The sequence below is a fragment of the Rhizobium sp. CBN3 genome, assembly GCF_030518245.1.
Taxonomy (GTDB): Bacteria; Pseudomonadota; Alphaproteobacteria; order Rhizobiales; family Rhizobiaceae; genus Rhizobium; species Rhizobium aethiopicum_A.
Genome location: NZ_JAULSE010000019.1, coordinates 18,888 through 39,358 on the forward strand (window position 1 = coordinate 18,888; position 20,471 = coordinate 39,358).

17 protein-coding genes are annotated in these 20,471 nt (G+C 62.3%); 10 read left to right on the plus strand and 7 right to left on the minus strand.

The window, feature by feature from the left end; translation table 11 throughout:
• Positions 1 to 6: 6 nt before the first annotated feature.
• The 3 genes from QWJ46_RS23850 to QWJ46_RS23860 form a co-directional block, all read right to left on the minus strand.
• Positions 7 to 1,170 (minus strand): dihydrodipicolinate synthase family protein, encoded by a 1,164-nt coding sequence (locus QWJ46_RS23850; RefSeq protein ID WP_302754223.1) that lies wholly within the window; start codon positions 1,168 to 1,170, stop codon positions 7 to 9.
• Between the two features lie 3 nt (positions 1,171 to 1,173).
• Positions 1,174 to 2,322, minus strand: coding sequence for a Gfo/Idh/MocA family protein (locus QWJ46_RS23855; RefSeq protein ID WP_302754224.1), 1,149 nt, complete (start codon positions 2,320 to 2,322; stop codon positions 1,174 to 1,176).
• 131 nt (positions 2,323 to 2,453) lie between these two features.
• The gene (locus tag QWJ46_RS23860; RefSeq protein WP_184459831.1) at positions 2,454 to 3,131 is read right to left on the minus strand and encodes a TetR/AcrR family transcriptional regulator; all 678 of its coding nucleotides are present in this window, start codon (positions 3,129 to 3,131) and stop codon (positions 2,454 to 2,456) included.
• A 262-nt stretch (positions 3,132 to 3,393) separates the two neighbouring features.
• Between QWJ46_RS23860 and QWJ46_RS23865 the strand changes: the two genes are divergently transcribed.
• The 7 genes from QWJ46_RS23865 (at position 3,394) to QWJ46_RS23895 (ending at position 12,168) form a co-directional block, all read left to right on the plus strand.
• The gene (locus QWJ46_RS23865; protein ID WP_302754225.1) at positions 3,394 to 4,680 is read left to right on the plus strand and encodes an ABC transporter substrate-binding protein; all 1,287 of its coding nucleotides are present in this window, start codon (positions 3,394 to 3,396) and stop codon (positions 4,678 to 4,680) included.
• Positions 4,681 to 4,686: 6 nt separating this feature from the next.
• Positions 4,687 to 5,646, plus strand: a complete 960-nt coding sequence (locus QWJ46_RS23870) for a carbohydrate ABC transporter permease (RefSeq protein ID WP_302754226.1) — start codon at positions 4,687 to 4,689, stop codon at positions 5,644 to 5,646.
• The gene (locus tag QWJ46_RS23875) at positions 5,639 to 6,526 is read left to right on the plus strand and encodes a carbohydrate ABC transporter permease (protein ID WP_088396864.1); all 888 of its coding nucleotides are present in this window, start codon (positions 5,639 to 5,641) and stop codon (positions 6,524 to 6,526) included. The genes QWJ46_RS23870 and QWJ46_RS23875 overlap by 8 nt, the downstream gene beginning before the upstream one ends.
• The gene (locus QWJ46_RS23880; RefSeq protein WP_302754227.1) at positions 6,526 to 7,623 is read left to right on the plus strand and encodes a Gfo/Idh/MocA family protein; all 1,098 of its coding nucleotides are present in this window, start codon (positions 6,526 to 6,528) and stop codon (positions 7,621 to 7,623) included. Before QWJ46_RS23875 ends, QWJ46_RS23880 begins: the two co-directional genes overlap by 1 nt.
• A gap of 27 nt (positions 7,624 to 7,650) precedes the next feature.
• Positions 7,651 to 8,727, plus strand: coding sequence for an ABC transporter ATP-binding protein (locus QWJ46_RS23885; RefSeq protein WP_302754228.1), 1,077 nt, complete (start codon positions 7,651 to 7,653; stop codon positions 8,725 to 8,727).
• A gap of 114 nt (positions 8,728 to 8,841) precedes the next feature.
• On the plus strand, positions 8,842 to 9,717 hold the full coding sequence (locus tag QWJ46_RS23890; RefSeq protein ID WP_302754229.1) for a choline kinase family protein: 876 nt from the start codon (positions 8,842 to 8,844) through the stop codon (positions 9,715 to 9,717).
• Positions 9,718 to 12,168, plus strand: coding sequence for an FAD-dependent oxidoreductase (locus tag QWJ46_RS23895; protein ID WP_302754230.1), 2,451 nt, complete (start codon positions 9,718 to 9,720; stop codon positions 12,166 to 12,168).
• A gap of 65 nt (positions 12,169 to 12,233) precedes the next feature.
• Here QWJ46_RS23895 and QWJ46_RS23900 read toward each other — a convergent pair whose 3' ends face one another.
• Positions 12,234 to 13,691, minus strand: a complete 1,458-nt coding sequence (locus tag QWJ46_RS23900; protein WP_302754231.1) for a mannitol dehydrogenase family protein — start codon at positions 13,689 to 13,691, stop codon at positions 12,234 to 12,236.
• Entirely contained in the window at positions 13,688 to 15,103 is a 1,416-nt protein-coding gene (gene uxaC / locus QWJ46_RS23905; protein WP_302754232.1) for a glucuronate isomerase, read from the minus strand. Before uxaC ends, QWJ46_RS23900 begins: the two co-directional genes overlap by 4 nt.
• 451 nt (positions 15,104 to 15,554) lie before the next feature.
• Here uxaC and QWJ46_RS23910 point away from each other — a divergent pair, with 451 nt between their 5' ends.
• Positions 15,555 to 15,764 (plus strand): SlyX family protein, encoded by a 210-nt coding sequence (locus QWJ46_RS23910; protein WP_302754233.1) that lies wholly within the window; start codon positions 15,555 to 15,557, stop codon positions 15,762 to 15,764.
• Between the two features lie 46 nt (positions 15,765 to 15,810).
• Here QWJ46_RS23910 and QWJ46_RS23915 read toward each other — a convergent pair whose 3' ends face one another.
• Both QWJ46_RS23915 and QWJ46_RS23920 read right to left on the minus strand, forming a co-directional pair.
• Positions 15,811 to 17,292 (minus strand): NAD-dependent succinate-semialdehyde dehydrogenase, encoded by a 1,482-nt coding sequence (locus QWJ46_RS23915; RefSeq protein ID WP_302754234.1) that lies wholly within the window; start codon positions 17,290 to 17,292, stop codon positions 15,811 to 15,813.
• 64 nt (positions 17,293 to 17,356) lie between these two features.
• Positions 17,357 to 18,637 carry a 4-aminobutyrate--2-oxoglutarate transaminase gene (locus QWJ46_RS23920; protein ID WP_302754235.1) on the minus strand — a complete coding sequence of 427 codons (1,281 nt, stop codon included), beginning with the start codon at positions 18,635 to 18,637 and terminating at the stop codon, positions 17,357 to 17,359.
• Positions 18,638 to 18,800: 163 nt separating this feature from the next.
• Here QWJ46_RS23920 and QWJ46_RS23925 point away from each other — a divergent pair, with 163 nt between their 5' ends.
• A complete protein-coding gene (locus QWJ46_RS23925) occupies positions 18,801 to 19,610 on the plus strand; it encodes a MerR family transcriptional regulator (protein ID WP_302754236.1) in 810 nt (269 codons plus the stop codon).
• Between the two features lie 84 nt (positions 19,611 to 19,694).
• A complete protein-coding gene (locus tag QWJ46_RS23930) occupies positions 19,695 to 20,321 on the plus strand; it encodes a ribonuclease D (RefSeq protein WP_302754237.1) in 627 nt (208 codons plus the stop codon).
• Positions 20,322 to 20,471 lie beyond the last annotated feature (150 nt).

Here is a 20,471-nt window from a genome sequence, read left to right on the forward strand (position 1 = left end):
CGTGTTTCAGTTGACGCCGTGGACGGCAAGCACCTGTTTCATGCGCGCTGTTGCGAGTTCCGGATCGGCCAGAACCCGCGCCTTGTCGGCCAGGCGGAAGAGTTCGGCCAGATGCGCCAGCGAGCGGGTGCTCTGCTGGCCGCCGACCATGACGAAATGGTCCTGCAGGCCGTTGAGATAGGCGAGGAAGACGACGCCGGTCTTATAAAAACGGGTCGGCGCTTTGAAGATGTGGCGCGACAGCGGCACGGTCGGCTCGAGCAGGCCGAAGAATTCGTGGTTGCTCTTGCGGCCGAGCGCGTCGAGCGCAGCCGAAGCCGCCGGCGCGATTGCATCGAAGATGCCGAGCAGCGCGTCCGAATGACCTTCTTCGTCGCCGGCGATCAGTTCGGCATAGTTGCAATCGTCGCCGGTATACATGCGCACGGATCTCGGCAGCCGCCGGCGCATCGCCACTTCCTTCTCTTTGGAAAGCAGCGAGATTTTGATGCCGTCGACCTTTGAGGCATTGGCTTCGATCACGCCAAGGCAGGTTTCCATTGCCTTGAGGTGGTCGCCATTGCCCCAGTATCCCTCGAGCGCCGGGTCGAACATTTCTCCGAGCCAGTGGATGATGACGGGTTCTTTTACCTGGCGAAGAATGCGGTCATAGACCCTGATATAGTCGTCCGGCCCCTTTGCCGCCACGGCAAGCGCTCGGCTTGCCATCAGGATGATTCGGCCGCCGGCCGCCTCCACCGTTTCGATCTGCTCTTCATAGGCCTTGATGATCGTATCGACGGTCACGTCGGGACCGGGCGACAGATGATCAGTGCCGGCGCCGCAGGCAATCAAGGCGTCCTTACGGCCGGCCGCTTCGGCAAGCGCCCGGCGGATGAGGTCGCGCGCCTCCGGCCAGCCGAGGCCCATGCCGCGCTGCGCCGTATCCATCGCTTCGGCGACGCCGAGGCCGAGATCCCAGAGCCGGTGGCGGAAGGCGAGCGTCCGCTCCCAGTCGATCGCCGGCGTCAGCCACGGATCATTGTCGGCAAGCGGATCGGCGACCACATGGGCGGCGGCGAAGGCGATGCGCGGAAAGGCCTTGGGGTCGCGCTTCTTTAGTTCGATCGGCGTACCGGTCAGCGTATAGGGAACGATCTTGCCGTCGAGGGGGAGATTGATCGTTGTCACGGCTCAGAACTCCAGTGCGGGGACATCGAGCCAGCGGCGTTCGGCCCAGGATTTCAGCCCGAGCTCGGCAAGCTGCACACCCTTGGCGCCGGCCTCCAGCCCATAGGGCCACGGCGCATCTTCGACGACATGGCGGATGAACATTTCCCACTGCGCCTTAAAGCCGTTGTCGAAGGCCTGCGTATCCGGAACCTCGTCCCAGGTCTTGTAGAAGTCGATCGTCTGCGGCTGGTCGGGGTTCCACACCGGCTTCGGCGTGTTGACGCGGTGCTGGCTCCAGCATTTCGTCAGGCCGGCGACGGCCGAACCATGGGTGCCGTCGACCTGGAAGGTGACGAGATCGTCGCGGCGCACGCGCACCGCCCAGGAAGAGTTGATCTGCGCGATTGCGCCACCTTCGAGCTCGAAAGTCGCATAGGCCGCATCGTCCGTGTCGCAATCATAAGGCTTGCCCTGCTCGTCGATGCGCCGCGGAATATGCGTGGCGCCGAGGCAGGAGACAGCCTTGACTTCGCCGAACAGGTTGTCGAGCACGTAGCGCCAGTGGCAGAGCATATCGAGGATGATGCCGCCGCCGTCACCCTTGCGGTAGTTCCAGGAAGGACGCTGGGCCGGCACGCCCCAATCGCCTTCGAAGACCCAGTAGCCGAATTCGCCGCGCACCGAGAGAATCTTGCCGAAGAAGCCGGAATCTCTCAGCAGCGCCAGCTTGCGCAGGCCGGGCAGGAAGAGCTTGTCCTGCACGACGCCGTGCTTGAGGCCGGAGCGGCGCGCCTTGCGGGCAAGGTCGATCGCCACCTGCAGATCGTCGGAAATCGGCTTTTCGCAATAGACGTGCTTGCCGGCGTCGAGCGCCTTGGACAGGAGCTCGGCGCGCATCAGCGTCGTGCCGGCATCGAAGAAGATCGTGTCGTCGGGATTGGCGAGAGTGGCATCGAGATCGGTCGACCAGCGCTTGATGTTATGCTTCTTCGCCAGCTCTTCCATCTTGGCGCCATTGCGGCCGACGATGATCGGGTCGATCTCGAGTTTTTCACCCGATTTCAGCGTGATGCCGCCCTGGTCGCGGAAGGCCAGGATTGAGCGCACCAAGTGCTGGTTGTAACCCATGCGGCCGGTGACGCCGTGCAAGATGATCCCCAAGCGTGCCATGTTTTCCTCCCTGCAATCTTCTTCTGCGGGAGCGGGCGTCCTGGCCCGGCCCTCCCAAGCCGGTAACTAAACGGTTACTTGATGGCAGAAGAGCGGCGAGCCTGTCAATAGTCAAATCCTGCTTTCGCTATTCAGCGCTTGATCGAGGCGAGGGTGACGTGGACGATATGCCTCTCCCAGGCATTGAGATTGGCCGGCTCGATCAGGTCGCGGCCGAAGATCGTCGAAAGCGTATACTGGTTGGAAAGATAGAAATAGCCGAGCGAGGCGATCGTCAGATAGACATGCAGGGGATCGGCGGTCTCGATGAAAACACCCTGCTTCTTGCCCTGCTCGAGCACTTGGGAAAGCTCGCCGATCAGATGCGAATGCAGTTCCTTGAGCCGGATGGACTGACGCAGCCACCGGGCGCGGTGCAGGTTTTCGGTGCCGAGCAGGCTCAGGAATTCCGGATGCTGGAGGAAATAACGCCAGGTGAAGAGCGCCAGTTCGCCGATGCCTTCCTCCGGGCTGCGATCGCCGATATGCAGCGCGCGCTCAGCTGTGCGGATGCCGACATAGGCCTCTTCGAGCACCTTGAGGTAGAGCTGCTCCTTGTCACCGAAATAGTGGTAGAGCATGCGTTTGTTGGTGCCGGCACGTTCGGCGATGGCGTCGACACGGGCGCCACCCATGCCGTTCTCGGCGAATTCGCGGGTTGCCGCTTCGAGGATCGCGGCGCGTGTCCGCTCCGGATCGCGTTGGGCCGTCCGCTCCGTCGAAGGTCGCCGGGCCGGCTTCTTTTCTCTGTTTTCCCCGCTGTCGTGCATCGCTCCACCCCTGTCTTCACGTGTTGCGCTCATAAGCCTTCGGCGCGAAATTGTAAAAACCGAATTTGGAAGGGCGGCGCGCTGGAACGGAATGCTGAAAGCATGAGTCGCCGAGAACCTCTAACGCTTTCGACATCATGCTCTGACCGACACCGCTTGACAGGCTTGCCGCTTTGCCCGTAGCTTGTAACCAATTAGTTATTTGCGCAAGCAAAACTAAATCGGAAGCGTGTGGAGGCGCTTCCCTTTGGAGGAGGAAAAAATGACTCTACGTGTTAGCAGACGTAATTTCGTTGCAGGAAGCGCAGCGCTTCTGTCGCTTTCGGCGCTCGGAACCAGCGCCTTGGCACAGGAAACGCGCTTGCGTCTCCTGTGGTGGGGCTCGCAGCCGCGCGCCGACCGCACCAACAAGGTGTCGCAGCTCTATCAGACGAAGAACCCGGGCACCTCGATCACCGGCGAATTCCTCGGCTGGGGCGATTACTGGCCGCGTCTGGCGACCCAGGTCGCGGGCCGCAACGCGCCCGACGTCATTCAGATGGACTATCGCTACATTGTTCAATACGCCCGGCGCGGCGCGCTCGCACCGCTTGAATCCTATATGCCGGCCAAGCTCAATCTCGACGATTTCGACAAGGCGCAGATCGAAGGCGGCAGCGTCGACGGCCACCTCTATGGCGTCAGCCTGGGCGCCAATTCGGCTGCAACGGTGCTGAACACAGCGGCTTTCAAAGAGGCCGGCGTCGATCTGCCGACGCAGGCGACCACCTGGGATGAATTCGCCCGCATGGGTGCGGAAATCACGAAGGCGGGCAAGCGCAAGGGCATGTTCGGCCTCGCCGACGGCAGCGGCGGTGAACCGCTGTTCGAAAACTGGCTGCGCCAGCGCGGCAAGGCGCTCTATACCGCCGACGGCAAGATCGGTTTCGGTGTGGACGACGCATCGGAATGGTACGACATGTGGGCCAAGTTCCGTGCGGCCGGCGCCTGCGTCCCTGCCGATATCCAGGCTCTCGACAAGAACGATATCGAAACCAACACGGTGTCGCTCGGCAAGGCTGCCGCCGGTTTTGCCCATTCCAACCAGTTCGTCGCCTATCAGGCCATGAACAAGGACAAGCTGGCGCTCACCAACTACATGCGCATCAAGCCTGACTCGAAGGGCGGCCATTATCGCAAGCCTTCGATGTTCTTCTCGGTCTCGGCGCAGTCGAAGTCGATCGATCTGGCGGTTGATTACATCAACTTCTTCGTCAAGAACCCCGAGGCTGTGCTGCTCCTGGATGTCGAGCGCGGCATTCCGGAATCGGCCGCCATGCGTGAGGTCGTCGCGGCGAAGCTCGACGACAACGGCAAGGTTGCCTTGGCCTATGTCAGCGGCCTTGGCGATCTCGCCGGCAAATTGCCGCCGCCGCCGCCGGCCGGTGCCGGCGAAGGTGAGTTGATGCTGCGCAACATTGCCGAACAGGTCGGTTTCGGACAACTGTCTCCTTCCGACGGCGGCAAGCAGCTTGTCACTGAAATTACGCAGATTCTCGCACGAGGCTGATGCCGTATGAGCAATGCGATGCGCACGCCCGCAGGGGCCATACCAGTGGAAAGATATCAGGGGGCCGTGGCCGAAGGACGCTTCAGGCGTCTCTGGAATGCCAATGCTCCCGGCTATCTCTTCCTCCTTCCGTGGCTCATCGGCTTTTTCGGGCTGACGCTCGGGCCGGCCCTGATTTCGCTCTACCTCTCCTTCACCGACTTCGACATGCTGCAGTCGCCGCGGTGGGTAGGAATGGCGAATTACGTGCGCATCGCCACGGCGGATCCGAAATTCTCCGCCGCGATGCACGTCACCCTGACCTATGTCGTCTTTTCGGTGCCGTTCAAGCTGACCTTCGCTCTGCTGGTCGCCATGGCGCTGAACCGCGGCCTGCGCGGTCTGCCCATCTACCGTGCCATCTTCTATCTGCCATCGCTGCTCGGCGGCAGCGTTGCCATCGCCGTGCTCTGGCGCCAGCTCTTCGCCAGCGACGGCCTCGTCAACGCCGCCCTCGCCCAGATCGGCATCGAGGGGCCGAGCTGGATCTCGCATCCGAATTATTCGATCTATACGCTGGTGGCGCTGTCCGTCTGGCAGTTCGGTTCGCCGATGATCATCTTCCTCGCCGGCCTGCGCCAGATCCCGCAGGATATGTATGAGGCCGCCAGCCTCGACGGCGCCTCGAAATTCCGGCAGTTCTACAAGATCACGCTGCCGCTTCTCACACCGGTGATCTTCTTCAACGCCGTCGTCCAGACGATTGAAGCCTTCAAGGCCTTCACGCCCGCCTTCATCATATCGGGCGGTACGGGCGGCCCGATCAACTCGACCCTGTTCTACACGCTCTACCTCTATCAGGAGGCCTTCGGCAATTTCCGTATGGGCTATGCCTCGGCGCTTGCCTGGATCCTGGTGGTGATCATCGCGATCTTCACCGCCTTCTCTTTCCTAAGCTCGCGTTATTGGGTGCACTACGATGACTGAGATGACCGCTTCCGTCACCGCGGCCAGGCCGCCATCGGACATCACCAAACGCAGCCTGCCCGGGTCGCTCATTGTCCACGCCCTGCTGATCGCCGCTTCGCTTCTCATGGTCTATCCGCTGCTGTGGATGGTTTCGGCATCGGTCAGGCCGGAAACCGAGATCTTCTCGTCGACCTCGCTCATTCCGTCGTCGATCGATTTCTCGTCTTATGCACGCGGGTGGGTCGGCCTCGACGTCAGCTTCGGCCGGTTCTTCTGGAATTCGCTCGTCATCTCGCTGCTGGTCGTGACGGGCAATGTCATCGCCTGCTCGCTGACGGCCTTCGCCTTTGCGCGGCTGCGTTTTGCCGGCCGGAACTTCTGGTTCGCGATCATGCTCGGCACGCTGATGATCCCCTATCACGTCACGCTGATCCCGCAATATGTGCTCTTCCTCAACCTTGGCTGGGTCAACACCATCCTGCCGCTCGTCGTGCCGAAGTTCCTGGCAAGTGATGCCTTCTTCATCTTTCTGATGGTGCAGTTCTTCCGCGGCATCCCGCGCGAACTCGATGAGGCGGCGATGATGGACGGCTGCAGCGCCTGGCGGATCTATTGGAAGATCATGCTGCCGCTGTCGCTGCCGGTGCTGGCAACAGCCGCCATCTTCTCCTTCATCTGGACCTGGGACGATTTCTTCGGACCTCTGATCTACCTGAACGACATGAACACCTATACGATCCAGCTCGGCCTGCGCACCTTCGTGGATTCGACCAGCGCGTCGGACTGGGGTGGCTTGTTCGCCATGTCGACCCTGACGCTGGTGCCGGTCTTCTTCTTCTTCCTGTTCTTCCAACGCCTGCTGATCGAGGGCATCGCCACGACCGGCATGAAACGCTGATGGCAGTAATGGAAAAGAGCAACATGAGCATCAAGACCGTCGCGATCGTCGGCTGCGGCATCGGCCGTTCGCATATCGTCGAAGGCTATCTGCCGCATTCCGATAAGTTCAAGGTGGCGGCGATCTGCGATCTGAACGAAGAACGCCTGGCGGCAGTCGGCGACGAGTTCGGCATCGAACGCCGCACCACCTCCTTTACGGAGCTGCTGGCCGACGACACGATCGACATCATCGATATCTGCACTCCTCCCGGCATTCATCTGGAGCAGGTGGTCGCTGCTCTCGGTGCCGGCAAACATGTCGTTTGCGAAAAGCCGCTGACGGGCTCCCTTTCCGGGGTCGATACGATCATGGAAGCGGAAAAGACCGCCAAAGGCGTGCTGATGCCGATCTTCCAGTACCGCTACGGCGACGGCATCCAGAAGGCCAAACGGATTATCGATGCCGGCATTGCCGGCAAGCCCTATACGGCTTCCGTCGAAACCTTCTGGCTGCGCAAGCCCGAATATTACGCCGTGCCCTGGCGGGGCAAATGGGCGACGGAGCTTGGCGGCGTGCTCGTCACCCATGCGCTGCATCTCCATGATATGCTGATGCATCTGATGGGCCCGGCGGCACGGGTTTTCGGTCGGGTGGCCACCCGTGTCAACGATATCGAGGTCGAGGACTGCGCTTCCGCCAGCCTGCTGATGGAAAACGGCGCCTTCGTCTCGTTGTCCTGCACGCTCGGTTCGCAGGAACAGATCAGCCGGCTAAGACTGCACTTCGAAAATGTCACTTTCGAAAGCACGCACGAACCCTATACGCCGGGCAAGGATCCCTGGAAGATCATCGCCGCCAATGACGACGTCCGGGAAAAGATCGATCGCGTGGTCGGCGACTGGCAGCCGGTCGCGCCGCGCTTCACCACCCAGATGGGTCAGTTCCACGCCTTTCTCAGCGGCACAGGGCACCTGCCGGTGACCACGACGGATGCGCGCCGCGCGCTGGAACTCGTCACGGCCATCTACCAGTCATCGGACAGCGGCGCCGAAGTGCCGCTGCCGGTCGGTCCCGACAGTCCGAAATACGCCGATTGGCGCGCAAGAACGAAGTAACCTGTAAAAGAGAGGGGTTTTGAGAAGATGGCAACCAGTGTCGTTCTTCAGAAGGTCGAGAAGCGCTACGGCGCAATGGATGTGATCCATGGCATCGACCTGACGATCGATCCCGGCGAATTCGTCGTTTTCGTCGGCCCCTCGGGCTGCGGAAAATCCACGCTTCTGCGCATGATCGCCGGCCTCGAGGAGATTTCGGGCGGTGCGCTGCTGCTCGACAGCGAGCGCATGAACGAGGTGGCGCCGGCCAAGCGCGGCATCGCCATGGTCTTCCAGTCCTACGCGCTCTATCCCCATATGTCCGTTTACAAGAACCTCGCCTTCGGTCTGGAGACGGCGGGTTACAAGAAGGCCGAGATCCAGCCGAAGGTGAAACGCGCCGCCGAAATCCTGCAGATCGAGAAGCTGCTGGAGCGCAAGCCGAAGGCGCTCTCCGGCGGCCAGCGCCAGCGCGTGGCGATCGGCCGCGCCATCGTGCGCGAACCGCGCATCTTCCTGTTCGACGAACCGCTGTCCAACCTCGATGCCGAACTGCGCGTGCAGATGCGTGTCGAGATCTCCCGCCTGCATCGGCAGCTCGGCAACACGATGATCTACGTTACCCATGACCAGGTCGAGGCCATGACGATGGCCGACAAGATCGTCGTCTTGAATTCGGGCCGGATCGAGCAGGTGGGGGCGCCGCTCGATCTCTACAACAACCCGGCCAACCGCTTCGTCGCCGGTTTCATCGGCAGTCCGAAGATGAACTTCCTCAAGGCCCGCATCGAAAACGTCGGCGAGGCCGAAACCAGCATTCACGTCTGCGGCAACTCCGTCCGCCTGCCGCGCCGGCTGAAAGGCGAGGTCGGCCAGGAAGTCACTTTCGGCATTCGCCCCGAACATCTGTCTCTTGCGGAGGGTGCGATCACGCTCTCGATGGTCAATGTCGACCTCGTCGAAAATCTCGGCGGCGCCACCATGCTCTATACCACGACGCCGGATGGCCAGCTCCTGACGATTGCCCTCGACGGTCAGCAGAAGGTCGAGCGCGGCACCAATGTGAAGACCTTCTTCGATCCCGCCCGCTGCCAAGTATTCGACGGCGCCGGCAAAACGATCTGACTCTCCGGGAGCGCTCCCGCGAGTCCGGAAGGACGCGCAGCGCTGCCGCCGCTGCTTGACAGCCGATCCTGCTCTGTCCCATCATTTCGGAAGGGGCCGCAAGGAGGGGTTGGCATGACGCCTGAGGATAGGATTCATGCGCTTGGCATCTGGCAGGGCTCGATCGAAATAGCGCCGATAACAGGCGGCATCACCAACAGGAACTATCTGGTCAGCGACGCTGTCGCACGCTGCGTGGTCAGGCTCGGCTCCGATATTCCGATCCATCACATCATCAGGCAGAATGAGCTTGCTGCAAGTTATGCCGCCCATGCAGCAGGCATATCGCCGGCCGTCATCCATCATTCGCCCGGCGTATTGGTGCTCGAATATATCGAGGCGAGGGCGCTTTCGCCGGAGGACATCAGGGCGCCTGACATGCTTGCCCGGGTGGTCCCGCTGGTGCGTGCCTGTCACCACAACATCGCCCGGCATTTCCGCGGCCCGGCGATGATCTTCTGGGTCTTCCACGTCATCCGCGATTATGCCGCCAGCCTGAGGGCGGCGGGCAGCGCCCACCTTCCCTTGCTTGCGAAACTCCTCGCCAGGGCCGAGACGCTGGAAGAAGCGGCAGGGCCCTTCGACATCGCCTTCGGCCACAACGACTTGCTGGCAGCCAATTTTCTCGATGACGGCAAGCGGCTTTGGCTGATCGATTGGGATTATGCGGGTTTCAACACGCCGCTTTTCGACCTGGGCGGATTGGCCTCCAACAGCGAACTGCCGGAAGCCGCCGAGCGGATGATGTTGGAAATCTATTTCGGCCGGCCGCCAGCCGATGATCTCATCAGGCGATACGCCGCGATGAAATGCGCCTCGCTGCTCCGCGAGACGCTCTGGAGCATGATTTCGGAAGTCCATTCCACCATCGATTTCGACTATGCCGCCTACACGGCCGAGAATCTCGCGCGTTTCGAGCGCGCCTATCAAGCCTTTGAACGGGATCAATAAATGACGAGACAATTACCGAAAACTGCAAAGGCCGTGGTCATCGGCGGCGGCATCATCGGCTGCTCGACAGCTTATCATCTCGGCAAGCTCGGCTGGACCGATACCGTCCTGCTCGAACGCAAGAAGCTGACCTCCGGCACCACCTTTCATGCTGCCGGCCTCGTCGGCCAGCTGCGCACGAGCGCCAACATCACCCAGCTGCTCGGTTACTCCGTCGATCTCTACAAGCGGCTGGAGGCGGAAACCGGCCTCGGCACCGGCTGGAAAATGAATGGCGGCCTGCGCCTTGCCTGCAACGAGGAGCGCTGGACGGAAGTGAAGCGCCAGGCGACCACCGCCCAGTCCTTCGGCCTCGAAATGCAGCTGCTGACGCCGCAGGAGGCTTTCGATCTCTGGCCGCTGATGACGATTGACGATCTCGTCGGCGCCGCCTTCCTTCCCACGGACGGCCAGGCCAATCCCTCCGACATCACCCAGGCGCTCGCCAAAGGCGCCCGCATATCAGGCGTTTCGATCTTCGAGGACACCGAAGTCCTCGACCTCGAGATCGACAAGGGACGAATCCGCGCCGTTGTGACCGCCGAGGGACGCATCGAATGCGAGCGCGTCGTCGTCTGCGCCGGCCAATGGACGCGCGCCTTTGCAGCCCGCTTCGGCATTAACGTGCCGCTGGTCTCCGTCGAGCATCAATACATCATCACCGAATCCTTCGGCGTGCCCTCCAACTTGCCGACGCTGCGCGATCCCGATCGCCTGACCTATTACAAGGAAGAGGTCGGCGGCATCGTCATGGGCGGCTATGAGCCGAACCCGATTGCCTGGGCGAAAGACGGGATACCGAAAGACTTCCACTACACGCTGCTGGACAGCAATTTCGACCATTTCGAACAGATCATGGAACAGGCGCTCGGCCGCGTTCCGGCGCTGGAGAATGTCGGCGTCAAGCAGCTGCTGAACGGCCCGGAAAGCTTCACGCCTGACGGCAACTTCATTCTTGGCGAGGTGCCGGAACTCAAAAATTTCTTCGTCGGCGCCGGCTTCAACGCCTTTGGCATCGCGTCTGCCGGCGGCGCCGGGATGGCGCTTGCCGAATGGGTGACGAAGGGAGAGCCGCCCTATGATCTCTGGCCGGTCGACATCCGCCGTTTCGGCCGCCCGCATTTCGATACCGACTGGGTGCGCACCCGCACGCTCGAAGCCTATGGCAAACACTACACTATGGCCTGGCCGTTCGAGGAGCATTCGAGCGGCCGCCCCTGCCGCAAATCGCCGCTCTACGATCGGCTGAAGGCGCAGGGCGCCTGCTTCGGCGAGAAGCTCGGCTGGGAGCGGCCGAACTGGTTTGCCGATCTCTTTGCCAACGAAGAGCCGAAGGATGTCTACAGCTATACCAGACAGAACTGGTTCGAGGCCGTCGGCCGCGAACACAAGGCGGTGCGCGAAGCGGCGGTCATCTTCGACCAGACCTCCTTTGCCAAATTCGTGCTGAAGGGCAGGGATGCCGAGGCAGCACTCTCCTGGATCGCTTCCAACGATGTCGCAAGGCCTGTGGGATCGCTCGTCTACACCCAGATGCTGAACGACAAAGGCGGCATCGAATGCGATCTGACGGTCGCCCGTATCGCCGAGAACGAATATTACCTCGTCACCGGCACGGGTTTTGCCACCCACGACCTCGATTGGATAGCCCGCAATATTCCGGCCGAGATGCATGCCGAACTGGTCGACGTCACCTCCGCCTATTCCGTTCTGTCGCTGATGGGGCCGAATTCCCGCGCCGTATTGGAGAAGGTAACTGGCAGCGACGTTTCGAACGCGGCCTTCCCCTTCGGCCAGGTCAGGACCACCGGCATATCGGGCTGCCCGGTGCGGGCGCTGCGCATCACCTATGTCGGCGAACTCGGCTACGAGCTGCATGTCCCGGTCGAATATGCGACGACGGTCTATGACGTGCTGATGGCATCAGGCGGCGAATTCGGCCTTGTCAATGCCGGCTATCGCGCCATCGAGAGCTGCCGCCTGGAAAAGGGATATCGCGCCTGGGGATCCGATATCGGTCCCGATCATACGCCTGTCGAAGCCGGCCTCGGCTGGGCGGTGAAGAGCCGCAAGAACATCCCCTTCCGCGGCCGCGAAGCGATCGAACGGCAGCTCAAGGAAGGTGTGAAGAAGCGCCTCGCCTGCTTCATTCCTGACGATCCCGATACCGTGTTGCTCGGCCGCGAAACCATCTATCGCGACGGCAAACGTGTCGGCTGGCTCTCGAGCGGCGGCTTCGGTTATACGCTTGGGAAGGCGATCGGCTACGGTTACGTTCGCAACCCGGAAGGCGTGACGGAGGATTTCGTCCTCTCCGGCACCTATGAGCTCGACGTCGCGAGGCAGCGCATCCCCTGCAAGGTGTCGCTGGCGCCGCTCTATGATCCGGAGATGGCGCGCGTGAAGGCCTGACATGAAGCGACGCAAAGAGAGGGCGTGCCGTGGGACACCCCCTTTGCCGAAAAGCCTTCAAGCGCTCAAAACAACGGCAGCCGGTCGTCCTGGATCAGGATCTCGAGCTTATCCGAGACATCCTGCGTCCAGGCCCGATGCCCTGTCAAAGCCGACGGGAAAAGGCCGGGCAGGGTGAAGAGAGCCGCCGAGATCGCCGGGCCGGTGCGCGGGACGTCGGCAATCAGCGCGGCGATCTCAGCAGCGCGGGGATCGCGCAGCTCATAGCGATCGCCATTGCCGTGCTCGCCGAGCGCATAGCGCATCCAGGCCGCGACGGCGATCGCATAGGTCTCCGCCCGGTCGCCATGCGCCAGCGCCTCGCAGGCCGGCTCCAGCAGCCGCTGCGGCAGTTTCTGCGTGCCGTCCATGGCGATCTGGTAGGTGCGGTGCGCGATCGCCTTATTTGCAAAGCGTGCTATCAATTCATTGGCGTAATCATCGAGATTGATGCCGGGCACCGCATCGAGGGTACGCGCCGCCGCGTGCATATGGCGGTAGGCGAGTGCTGCCAGACCGGTATCATCCATCACGTCGCGGATAAATTCATAGCCGCCGATATAACCGAGATAGGCAAGCAGCGAATGGGCGCCGTTCAGCATCCTGAGCTTCATTTTTTCGTAGGCCGATACTTCCTCGACCATCAGCGCGCCGCGCACCTTGTCCCAGGCCGGACGGCCATTGGCGAAATGGTCTTCGATGACCCACTGCGTGAAAGGCTCCGTCTCGATCGCCGCCAAGTCGGTGCGGCCCGTCAACCGCTCGGCATCGGCATAGGTCGCTTCGGTGCTGGCGGGCGTGATGCGGTCGACCATCGTCGAAGGGAAGGGCACATTCGCTTCGATCCAGTGATGCAGCTCGGCATCGATGCGGGAGGTGAATTCCAGCACGAGGCGCTTCAGCACGGCGCCGTTGCTCGGCAGGTTGTCGCAGCTCAGCGGCGTAAAGGGTGCGATGCCCTTCTGCCGGCGGCGCGCAAGGCCTGCGACAAGATAGCCGATGACGCCGCGCGGCGCATGTCGGTTGGCGAGGTCGGCGACGATATCGGGATGTTTGAGGTCGAGACCGCCGGTTGCGGGATCGAACCCGTAGGCCTTTTCCGTCACCGTCATACTGACGATGCGGATGGCGGGGTCCTCGAGCCGCGCCAGCAGCCCGGCGGGATCGCGCGGCGCCACATGCGCCTTCAGGATCGAACCGATCACTTCGGCCGTCGTGCCTGACGTGTCGCGGATCAGCACCGTATAGAGCCCGTTCTGGGCGGAGAGATTGTCCGCGACATCGGGCGTGCGCAGGCTCGCCACCTCGATGCCCCAGTCGCCGTCGGCGGCTGCGAGCGCGCCATCCGTGAAGGGCGCGAAATGGGCTCGGAAGAAGGCGCCGGGGCCGAGATGCAGGATGCCGGCTTTCAGTGCATTCCGGTTATAGGCGGGGAGCTTCGCCGTCGGGGCGAGGCCGGAAAGGGTCTGCAGTCGTTCGTTCACAGCTTATAGGCCTTCTTCGCATTGCCATAGGAGAGTTCGCTCGCCACGATCTCGGCTTCCTTCCCGGAAATCCGGTGCTCAGCGACGAGCCCAGCGAGGAAGCGGCAGACTTCGCGGCGCCAGACGTCGTGGCGGGCCGGGATCGACAGCAGCGCGCGCGTGTCGTCGTTGAAACCCGCCATATTGGCGAAACCGGCCGTCTCGACGACCTGGTCGAGATAGCGGCGGATGCCAAGCGGGCTGTCATGGAACCACCAAGGCGGGCCGATCATCAGGCAGGCCCAATGGCCGGCCATCGGCGCGAGTTCCCGGGCATAGGTCGTCTCGTCGAGCGTGAAGAGCAGGATGTGCAGGCCTGGCGCATGGCCATATTTGGAAAGCAGCGCATTGAGGCCGCCGACCCAGTCGGTGCGCGTCGGGATATCGGCGCCCATATTGGGGCCGCGGGTGGCAAAGAGTCCGCTGTCGGTATTGCGCCGTGAGCCGGCATGGATCTGCATCACCATGCCGTCCTCGGCCGAAAGCCCGGCCATCTCGGTCATCATTTGGCCGCGGAAAAGCTCGGCATCGGCAGCCGAAAGCGGGCCTTTCAATGCCTTGTCGAGCAGCGCCTGCTTTTCGGCAAGCGGCAGATCGGCGGTGAAGGCACTCGGCACGCCGTGATCGGTCGCAGTCGCGCCGAACTGGCGGAAATAGGCGCGCCGGCGCCGATGCGCCTCGATCAGGCCGTCCCAGTTCGTCACGTCGATGCCGGTGATCTCACCGAACTTGACGAGATTGTCGCGGAAGCCGACGGCATCAGGATCGGTGACGCTGTCCGGCCGGTAGGTGGTGCGCACCTTGCCGATCCAGCCCTCTGCCGCCATCTTCTGGTGATGGACAAGCGGGTCGAGCGCACCTTCAGTCGTCGCGATCGTTTCGATGCCGAATCGCTGATGCAGCGCTCGCGGGCGGAATTCGGGACGAGCGAGTTGGGCATTGATGTGATCGTAGAGCGCATCGGCATTATCCGCCGTCAGCGGCTCGGTGCAGCCGAGTACGGCCGACATGGCGTGGTCGACCCAGAGGCTCGAGGGTGTTCCGCGGAAGAGATGGTAATGCTTGGCAAAGGTCCGCCAGATCGCCCGCCCCTCAGCCACCGGATTGCCGTCGAGCCTGGGAACACCGAGCTCGTCCAAGGTGACGCCGACGCTGTGCAGCATGCGGAAGAGATAGTGATCGGGAATGACCAGCAGCGAAGCCGCGTCTTCAAAGGGCTTGTCGTCGGCGAACCAGGACGGTTCGGTGTGCCCGTGCGGGCTGACGATCGGAAGATTGCGCACCGTCTCGTAGAGGTCTCGCGCGATGGTCCGTGTCGCCGGGTCGGCCGGAAAGAGCCGGTCCGGATGAAGAAAGCCGTTGCCTGCATCCATCAGTATTCCTCCCTGATGGATTAGGGCCTACCCCACAACATCAGGCACGGCAAGGCCTTTTAGTAACCAAACGGTTCGGTTTCGCGCGTGGGCGCGCCCGCCCTCGAAAGCATTGACGCGGTGGCCTATTTCCGCTTTGGAAAGTCATCTGTTCTGCCGGTGCCGGCAAAGGAGGATCTAGAGCTTTTCCGGGTTAGATTGTAGCATTCTGTTGGCTCAAACGGAGTCGGATGGTCGACCGGCCGGCGCGCGTCGTAGCAAAGCTCTACGGCCAAGCCGGCCGGTCGATCAGCCGGCCCGTTTCAGCCAACCCGAAGGGCCGGGCATCTTTCCGCCAGGATCAAAGGCGATCGGCTCGGACGTACCAAGAGGTATGCCCGTCGCCAATCGCCTTTGCCCTGACGAAAACCTGCTCCGGCAGAATGCTGCAATCTAACCCGGAAAGGCTCTAATGTCCGACGAGACCACCCGTATCACCCGGCTGGAGGAAACGCTGGCCTATCAGGCAAAGACGATCGAGGAGCTTTCCGATCAGCTCGCCGAACAATGGAAGATCGTGGAGCAGATGCGCATCAAGCTTGATCGGTTGACAGAACGCTTCCTGTCGCTGGAGGAGCAGTCGCTGGAAGCCCCGGCCATCACCCGTCCGCCGCATTATTAAAAGCACGCGGCGCAATGCCGCGTGCTTGTCCTGTCAGGGCGACGAATCAGACGCCGCCGATGCAGAGATATTTCATTTCCAGGTAATCGTCGGCGCCATGGCGCGAACCCTCGCGGCCGAGGCCGGATTGCTTGATACCGCCGAACGGCGCCGTCTCGGACGACATCAGCCCGGTATTGATGCCGATCATGCCGTATTCCAGCGCCTCCGCCACCCGCCAGACCTTCTTCAGGTCGCCGGCATAGAAATAGGCGGCAAGGCCGAATTCGGTGTCGTTGGCCTGAGCGAGGACGTCCTCGGCCGTCTCGAAGCGGAAGAGCGGCGCCACCGGCCCAAAGGTTTCCTCGCGCGCCACCGTCATGCCGCGCGTCACGCCGGTTAGCACCGTCGGCGCAAAGAAAGTGCCGGCGCCGTCGATGCGTTTGCCGCCGGTCAGAACCTTGGCGCCCTTCGCCAGCGCGTCGCCGACATGGTCCTCCACCTTCGCAAGACCCTGCTCGTCGATCAGCGGCCCGATCTCGACGCCCGGCTTGAACCCGTCGCCGACCGACATCGAGGCGACTTTGGCGGCGAGCTTGGCGGCAAAGGCGTCATAGACGTTTGACTGGACATAAAGGCGGTTGGCGCAGACGCAGGTCTGCCCGGCATTGCGATATTTGGAGGCGATCGCGCCCTCGACGGCGGCGTCGAGATCGGCATCATCAAAGACGATGAACGGCGCGTTGCCGCCGAGCTCCAGGCTCACCTTCTTGATCTGGTCGGCGCATTGCCGCATCAGAATACGGCCGACCTCGGTCGAGCCGGTGAAGCTGATCTTGCGCACTTTCTCATTGCCGCAGAGCTCTCGGCCGATTGCCGGCCCGTCGAGCCCGACGATCAGATTGAAGACGCCGGCGGGAACGCCGGCCTGTTCGGCGAGCACGGCAAGGGCAATCGCCGTCAGCGGCGTCTGCTCGGCCGGCTTCGACACGACAGTGCAGCCGACGGCAAGCGCCGGCGCGATCTTGCGGGCGATCATCGCGGCCGGGAAATTCCACGGCGTGATCGTGCCGACGACGCCGACCGGCTGCTTGATGACGATCATGCGTTTATCGTTGGAAGGCGCTGGGATCGTCTCGCCGTAAATGCGCTTGGCCTCTTCCGCATACCATTCGATATAGGCGGCGGCATAAAGGATCTCACCGCGCGCTTCTGCGAAAGGCTTGCCCATTTCGGCGGTCAGGATCGCCGCGAGTTCGTCGGCATTGGCGACCATCAGGTCGAACCATTTCCGCAGGATATGGCTGCGCTCCTTGGCCGGGCGGGCAGCCCAGGCCGGCTGGGCGGCATGGGCCGCATCGATGGCGCTCCGCGTCTCGGCAGCGCCCATATCGGGCAGCGAGGCGAGCAGCTCGCCGGTTGCCGGGTTGAGCACGTCGAAAGTTCCAGCAGCATTGCCTGATGTCCAGACGCCGTTGATGTAGCCGGCGTCGCGAAGCAAGGGAGAAGAGAAGGGAACGTGTTTCGTCAGTGCGGTGGTGAAAGCCATGTCAAATCCTCATTGGGAACGCGGCTGCCGGTGCCGGCAGCCGTAGAATGCGGTTCCGATGCGGTCACTTGCCCGCGCTTGCTTCCAGCATCGAGGTCTCGAGAATGTCGAGCGCCTCGCCAAAGACCTCGTCCTGAATGGTGATCGGCGCGAGGAAGCGGATGACGTTGCCATGGACGCCGCAGGTGAGCAGGATCAGCCCCTTGTCGAGCGCTGTCAGCCGCACATTGTTGGCGAAGTCAGCACTCGGCAATCCCGTCGTCCGGTCATTGAATTCGACGGCGTTCATGAAGCCGGGTCCGCGAATATCGGCAATTTCGGGCACCCCCTCGCGCAGCGATTCCAGCCGCTGCTTCAGCCGCCCGCCGAGCTGGTTGGCGCGGTTGCAGAGGTCTTCGTCCGCGATGACGTCGAGGACGGCATGGGCGGCGGCGATGCCGAGCGGGTTGCCGCCATATGTGCCGCCGAGCCCGCCCGGTCCCGGCGCGTCCATGACTTCTGCGCGGCCGGTGACGGCAGCAAGCGGAAAGCCGCCGGCGAGGCTCTTCGCCATCGTCGTCAGGTCGGCGGCCACCTCGTGGTGATCCATCGCGAACATTCTGCCGGTGCGGGCAAACCCGGTCTGCACCTCATCGGCGATGAGCAGGATGCCGTGCTGGTCGCAAAGTTCGCGCAGCGCCTTCATGAAGGCTACAGGCGCCGGATAGAAGCCGCCTTCGCCCTGCACCGGTTCGAGGATGATGGCTGCGACACGCTGCGGATCGACATCGGCGGCGAAGAGTTTCTTCAGCGCTGCAAGCGATTGGTCGACGGAGACGCCGTGCAGCTCGACCGGGAAGGGAACATGGAACACATCGCCCGGCATCGCACCGAAGCCGACCTTGTAGGGCACGACCTTGCCCGTCAGCGCCATGCCCATGAAGGTGCGGCCGTGGAAGCCGCCGCCGAAGGCGATGACGGCCGAGCGCCCGGTGGCGGCGCGGGCGATCTTGACGGCGTTTTCGACCGCTTCGGCACCTGTCGTGACGAAGATAGTCTTCTTCTCGAAGTCGCCAGGCACCAGCGCATTCAGCCGTTCGGCGAGATGCACGTAGCTCTCGTAGGGCACCACCTGATGGCAGGTATGGGTGAAGCGGTCGAGTTGATCCTTGACCGCCGCAATGACCTTGGGATGGCGGTGACCGGTGTTGAGCACGGCGATGCCGGCGGCGAAATCGATATAGCGGCGGCCCTCCTTGTCCCAGATTTCGGCATTCTCTGCGCGGTCCGCATAGATCTGGGTAGTCATGCCGACGCCGCGCGAAATCGCGGCGTTCTTCCGGTCGGTAAGGCTTGTCGCGGTCATCGATCTGCTCCCGTGTTGCAGGTTTTTGAGATTATCTTGCATAAGTTCTGTAAGATATCTGGAATTCCTACATTTTTTCTGCAAGAAAACAAGCGGCATTTTTTGCTTCAAACATCACGCGATTTGATGAATGCTCGCGCGACAAGAATCGGGGTATTGGCGGATGAGTGACAACGGGCCTGTGCGCTACAAGGTGGCGGAGGCCGCGCGGCTGGTGGGCGTCTCCGCCTCGACGCTGCGCCTCTGGGAAAGCCAGGGCCTGGTGGTTCCCGGCCGCTCCGAAACCGGCCATCGGCAATATAGCGCCGACGACGTGGCGCGGCTGAAGCGCATCTCCTGGTACCGGGTCGAGCGCGGTCTCAATCCAGCAGCAATCCGAGAGGCGCTGGAGGGCGAGGAACCTTCCGCCGACGGCGTCGAAACCGGCCAGGGTTCCGGCCTCGGCCGGAAACTGCGGAGCCTCCGCCACGCCGCCGGCAAGACCCTCGATCAGGTGGCGAGCGATATCGGCATCACCGCTTCGACGCTCTCGACGCTGGAGCGCACCTCGCAGGGCGTCGGATTCAAGACGCTGCACGACCTCGCCGAATATTACGCCACCACCGTCTCCCGCCTCTCCGGCGAGGAAAGCGAGGAGGTGCCGGCAGTGATACGCGCCGGCGAGTGGCGCACCTGGCCGGAAACGACCCCCGGGGTTATGGTGCAGCTGCTTGCCGAAGGCAGCCGAATGATGGATTGCCATCGTTTCGTGCTGGCGCCAGGCGCCGCCAGCGAGGGTGCCTATCGCCACGAAGGCGAGGAATTCATGCATGTCCTGTCCGGCCGGTTGGAACTGGTGCTCGACAGCGACCAGTTCTTCGATCTCGGTCCGGGCGATTCACTGTATTTCGAAAGCCGCCGCTACCATTCCTGGCGCAACCGCCACGATGGCGAAACCGTGCTTTTATGGATCAACACGCCGCCGACATTCTGAACCAGCCGCAACAGGAAGCAGTTTCGCAATGCGTGCCTTTGCGCTATAGCGCGAGTGGAGAATATCCGAACGAAAGACAGTCTCATGGCCGCCACCATCCGTTATCACGAAGGCGATATTTCCGCGGCCGACGCGGCCCGCTACACCGGCGCGATCGCGATCGATACCGAGACGCTGGGCCTGGTGCCGCGGCGGGATCGTCTCTGCGTCGTCCAGCTTTCTCCGGGTGACGGCACCGCCGACATCGTCCGCATCGCCGCCGGCCAGAAAGAGGCCCCCAATCTCGTCGCTCTTCTCGAAGATCCCACGCACCAGAAGATCTTTCATTATGGCCGCTTCGATATCGCCGTGCTCTTCCATACCTTCGGCGTCACGACGAACCCGGTTTTCTGCACCAAGATTGCCTCGCGCCTCTGCCGGACCTACACCGATCGCCACGGCCTCAAGGACAATCTCAAGGAGATGCTCGATGTCGATGTCTCCAAGGCGCAGCAATCGTCCGATTGGGCGGCCGAGACGCTGTCGCCGGCTCAGCTCGAATATGCCGCTTCCGACGTGCTTTACTTGCACGCGCTTCGCGACAAGCTGACGGCACGCCTGATCCGCGACGGCCGGTTCGATCATGCCACGGCCTGCTTCGCATTCCTGCCGACCCGCGCCAAGCTCGACCTGCTCGGCTGGGAAGAGGCCGATATCTTCGCTCACAGCTGAACGAATTGCCGTCAATCTTCACTGTCTGCAGTCGCGGATGAACTGATCCGCCGGCGTTAGCGATTCGTTAATCTCTGTTTCTTAATATTCGATTTAATTTTTAGGCATTCGATGGCGCCGTTTGCGTCATGCGGACAGGAGGATCTGCTC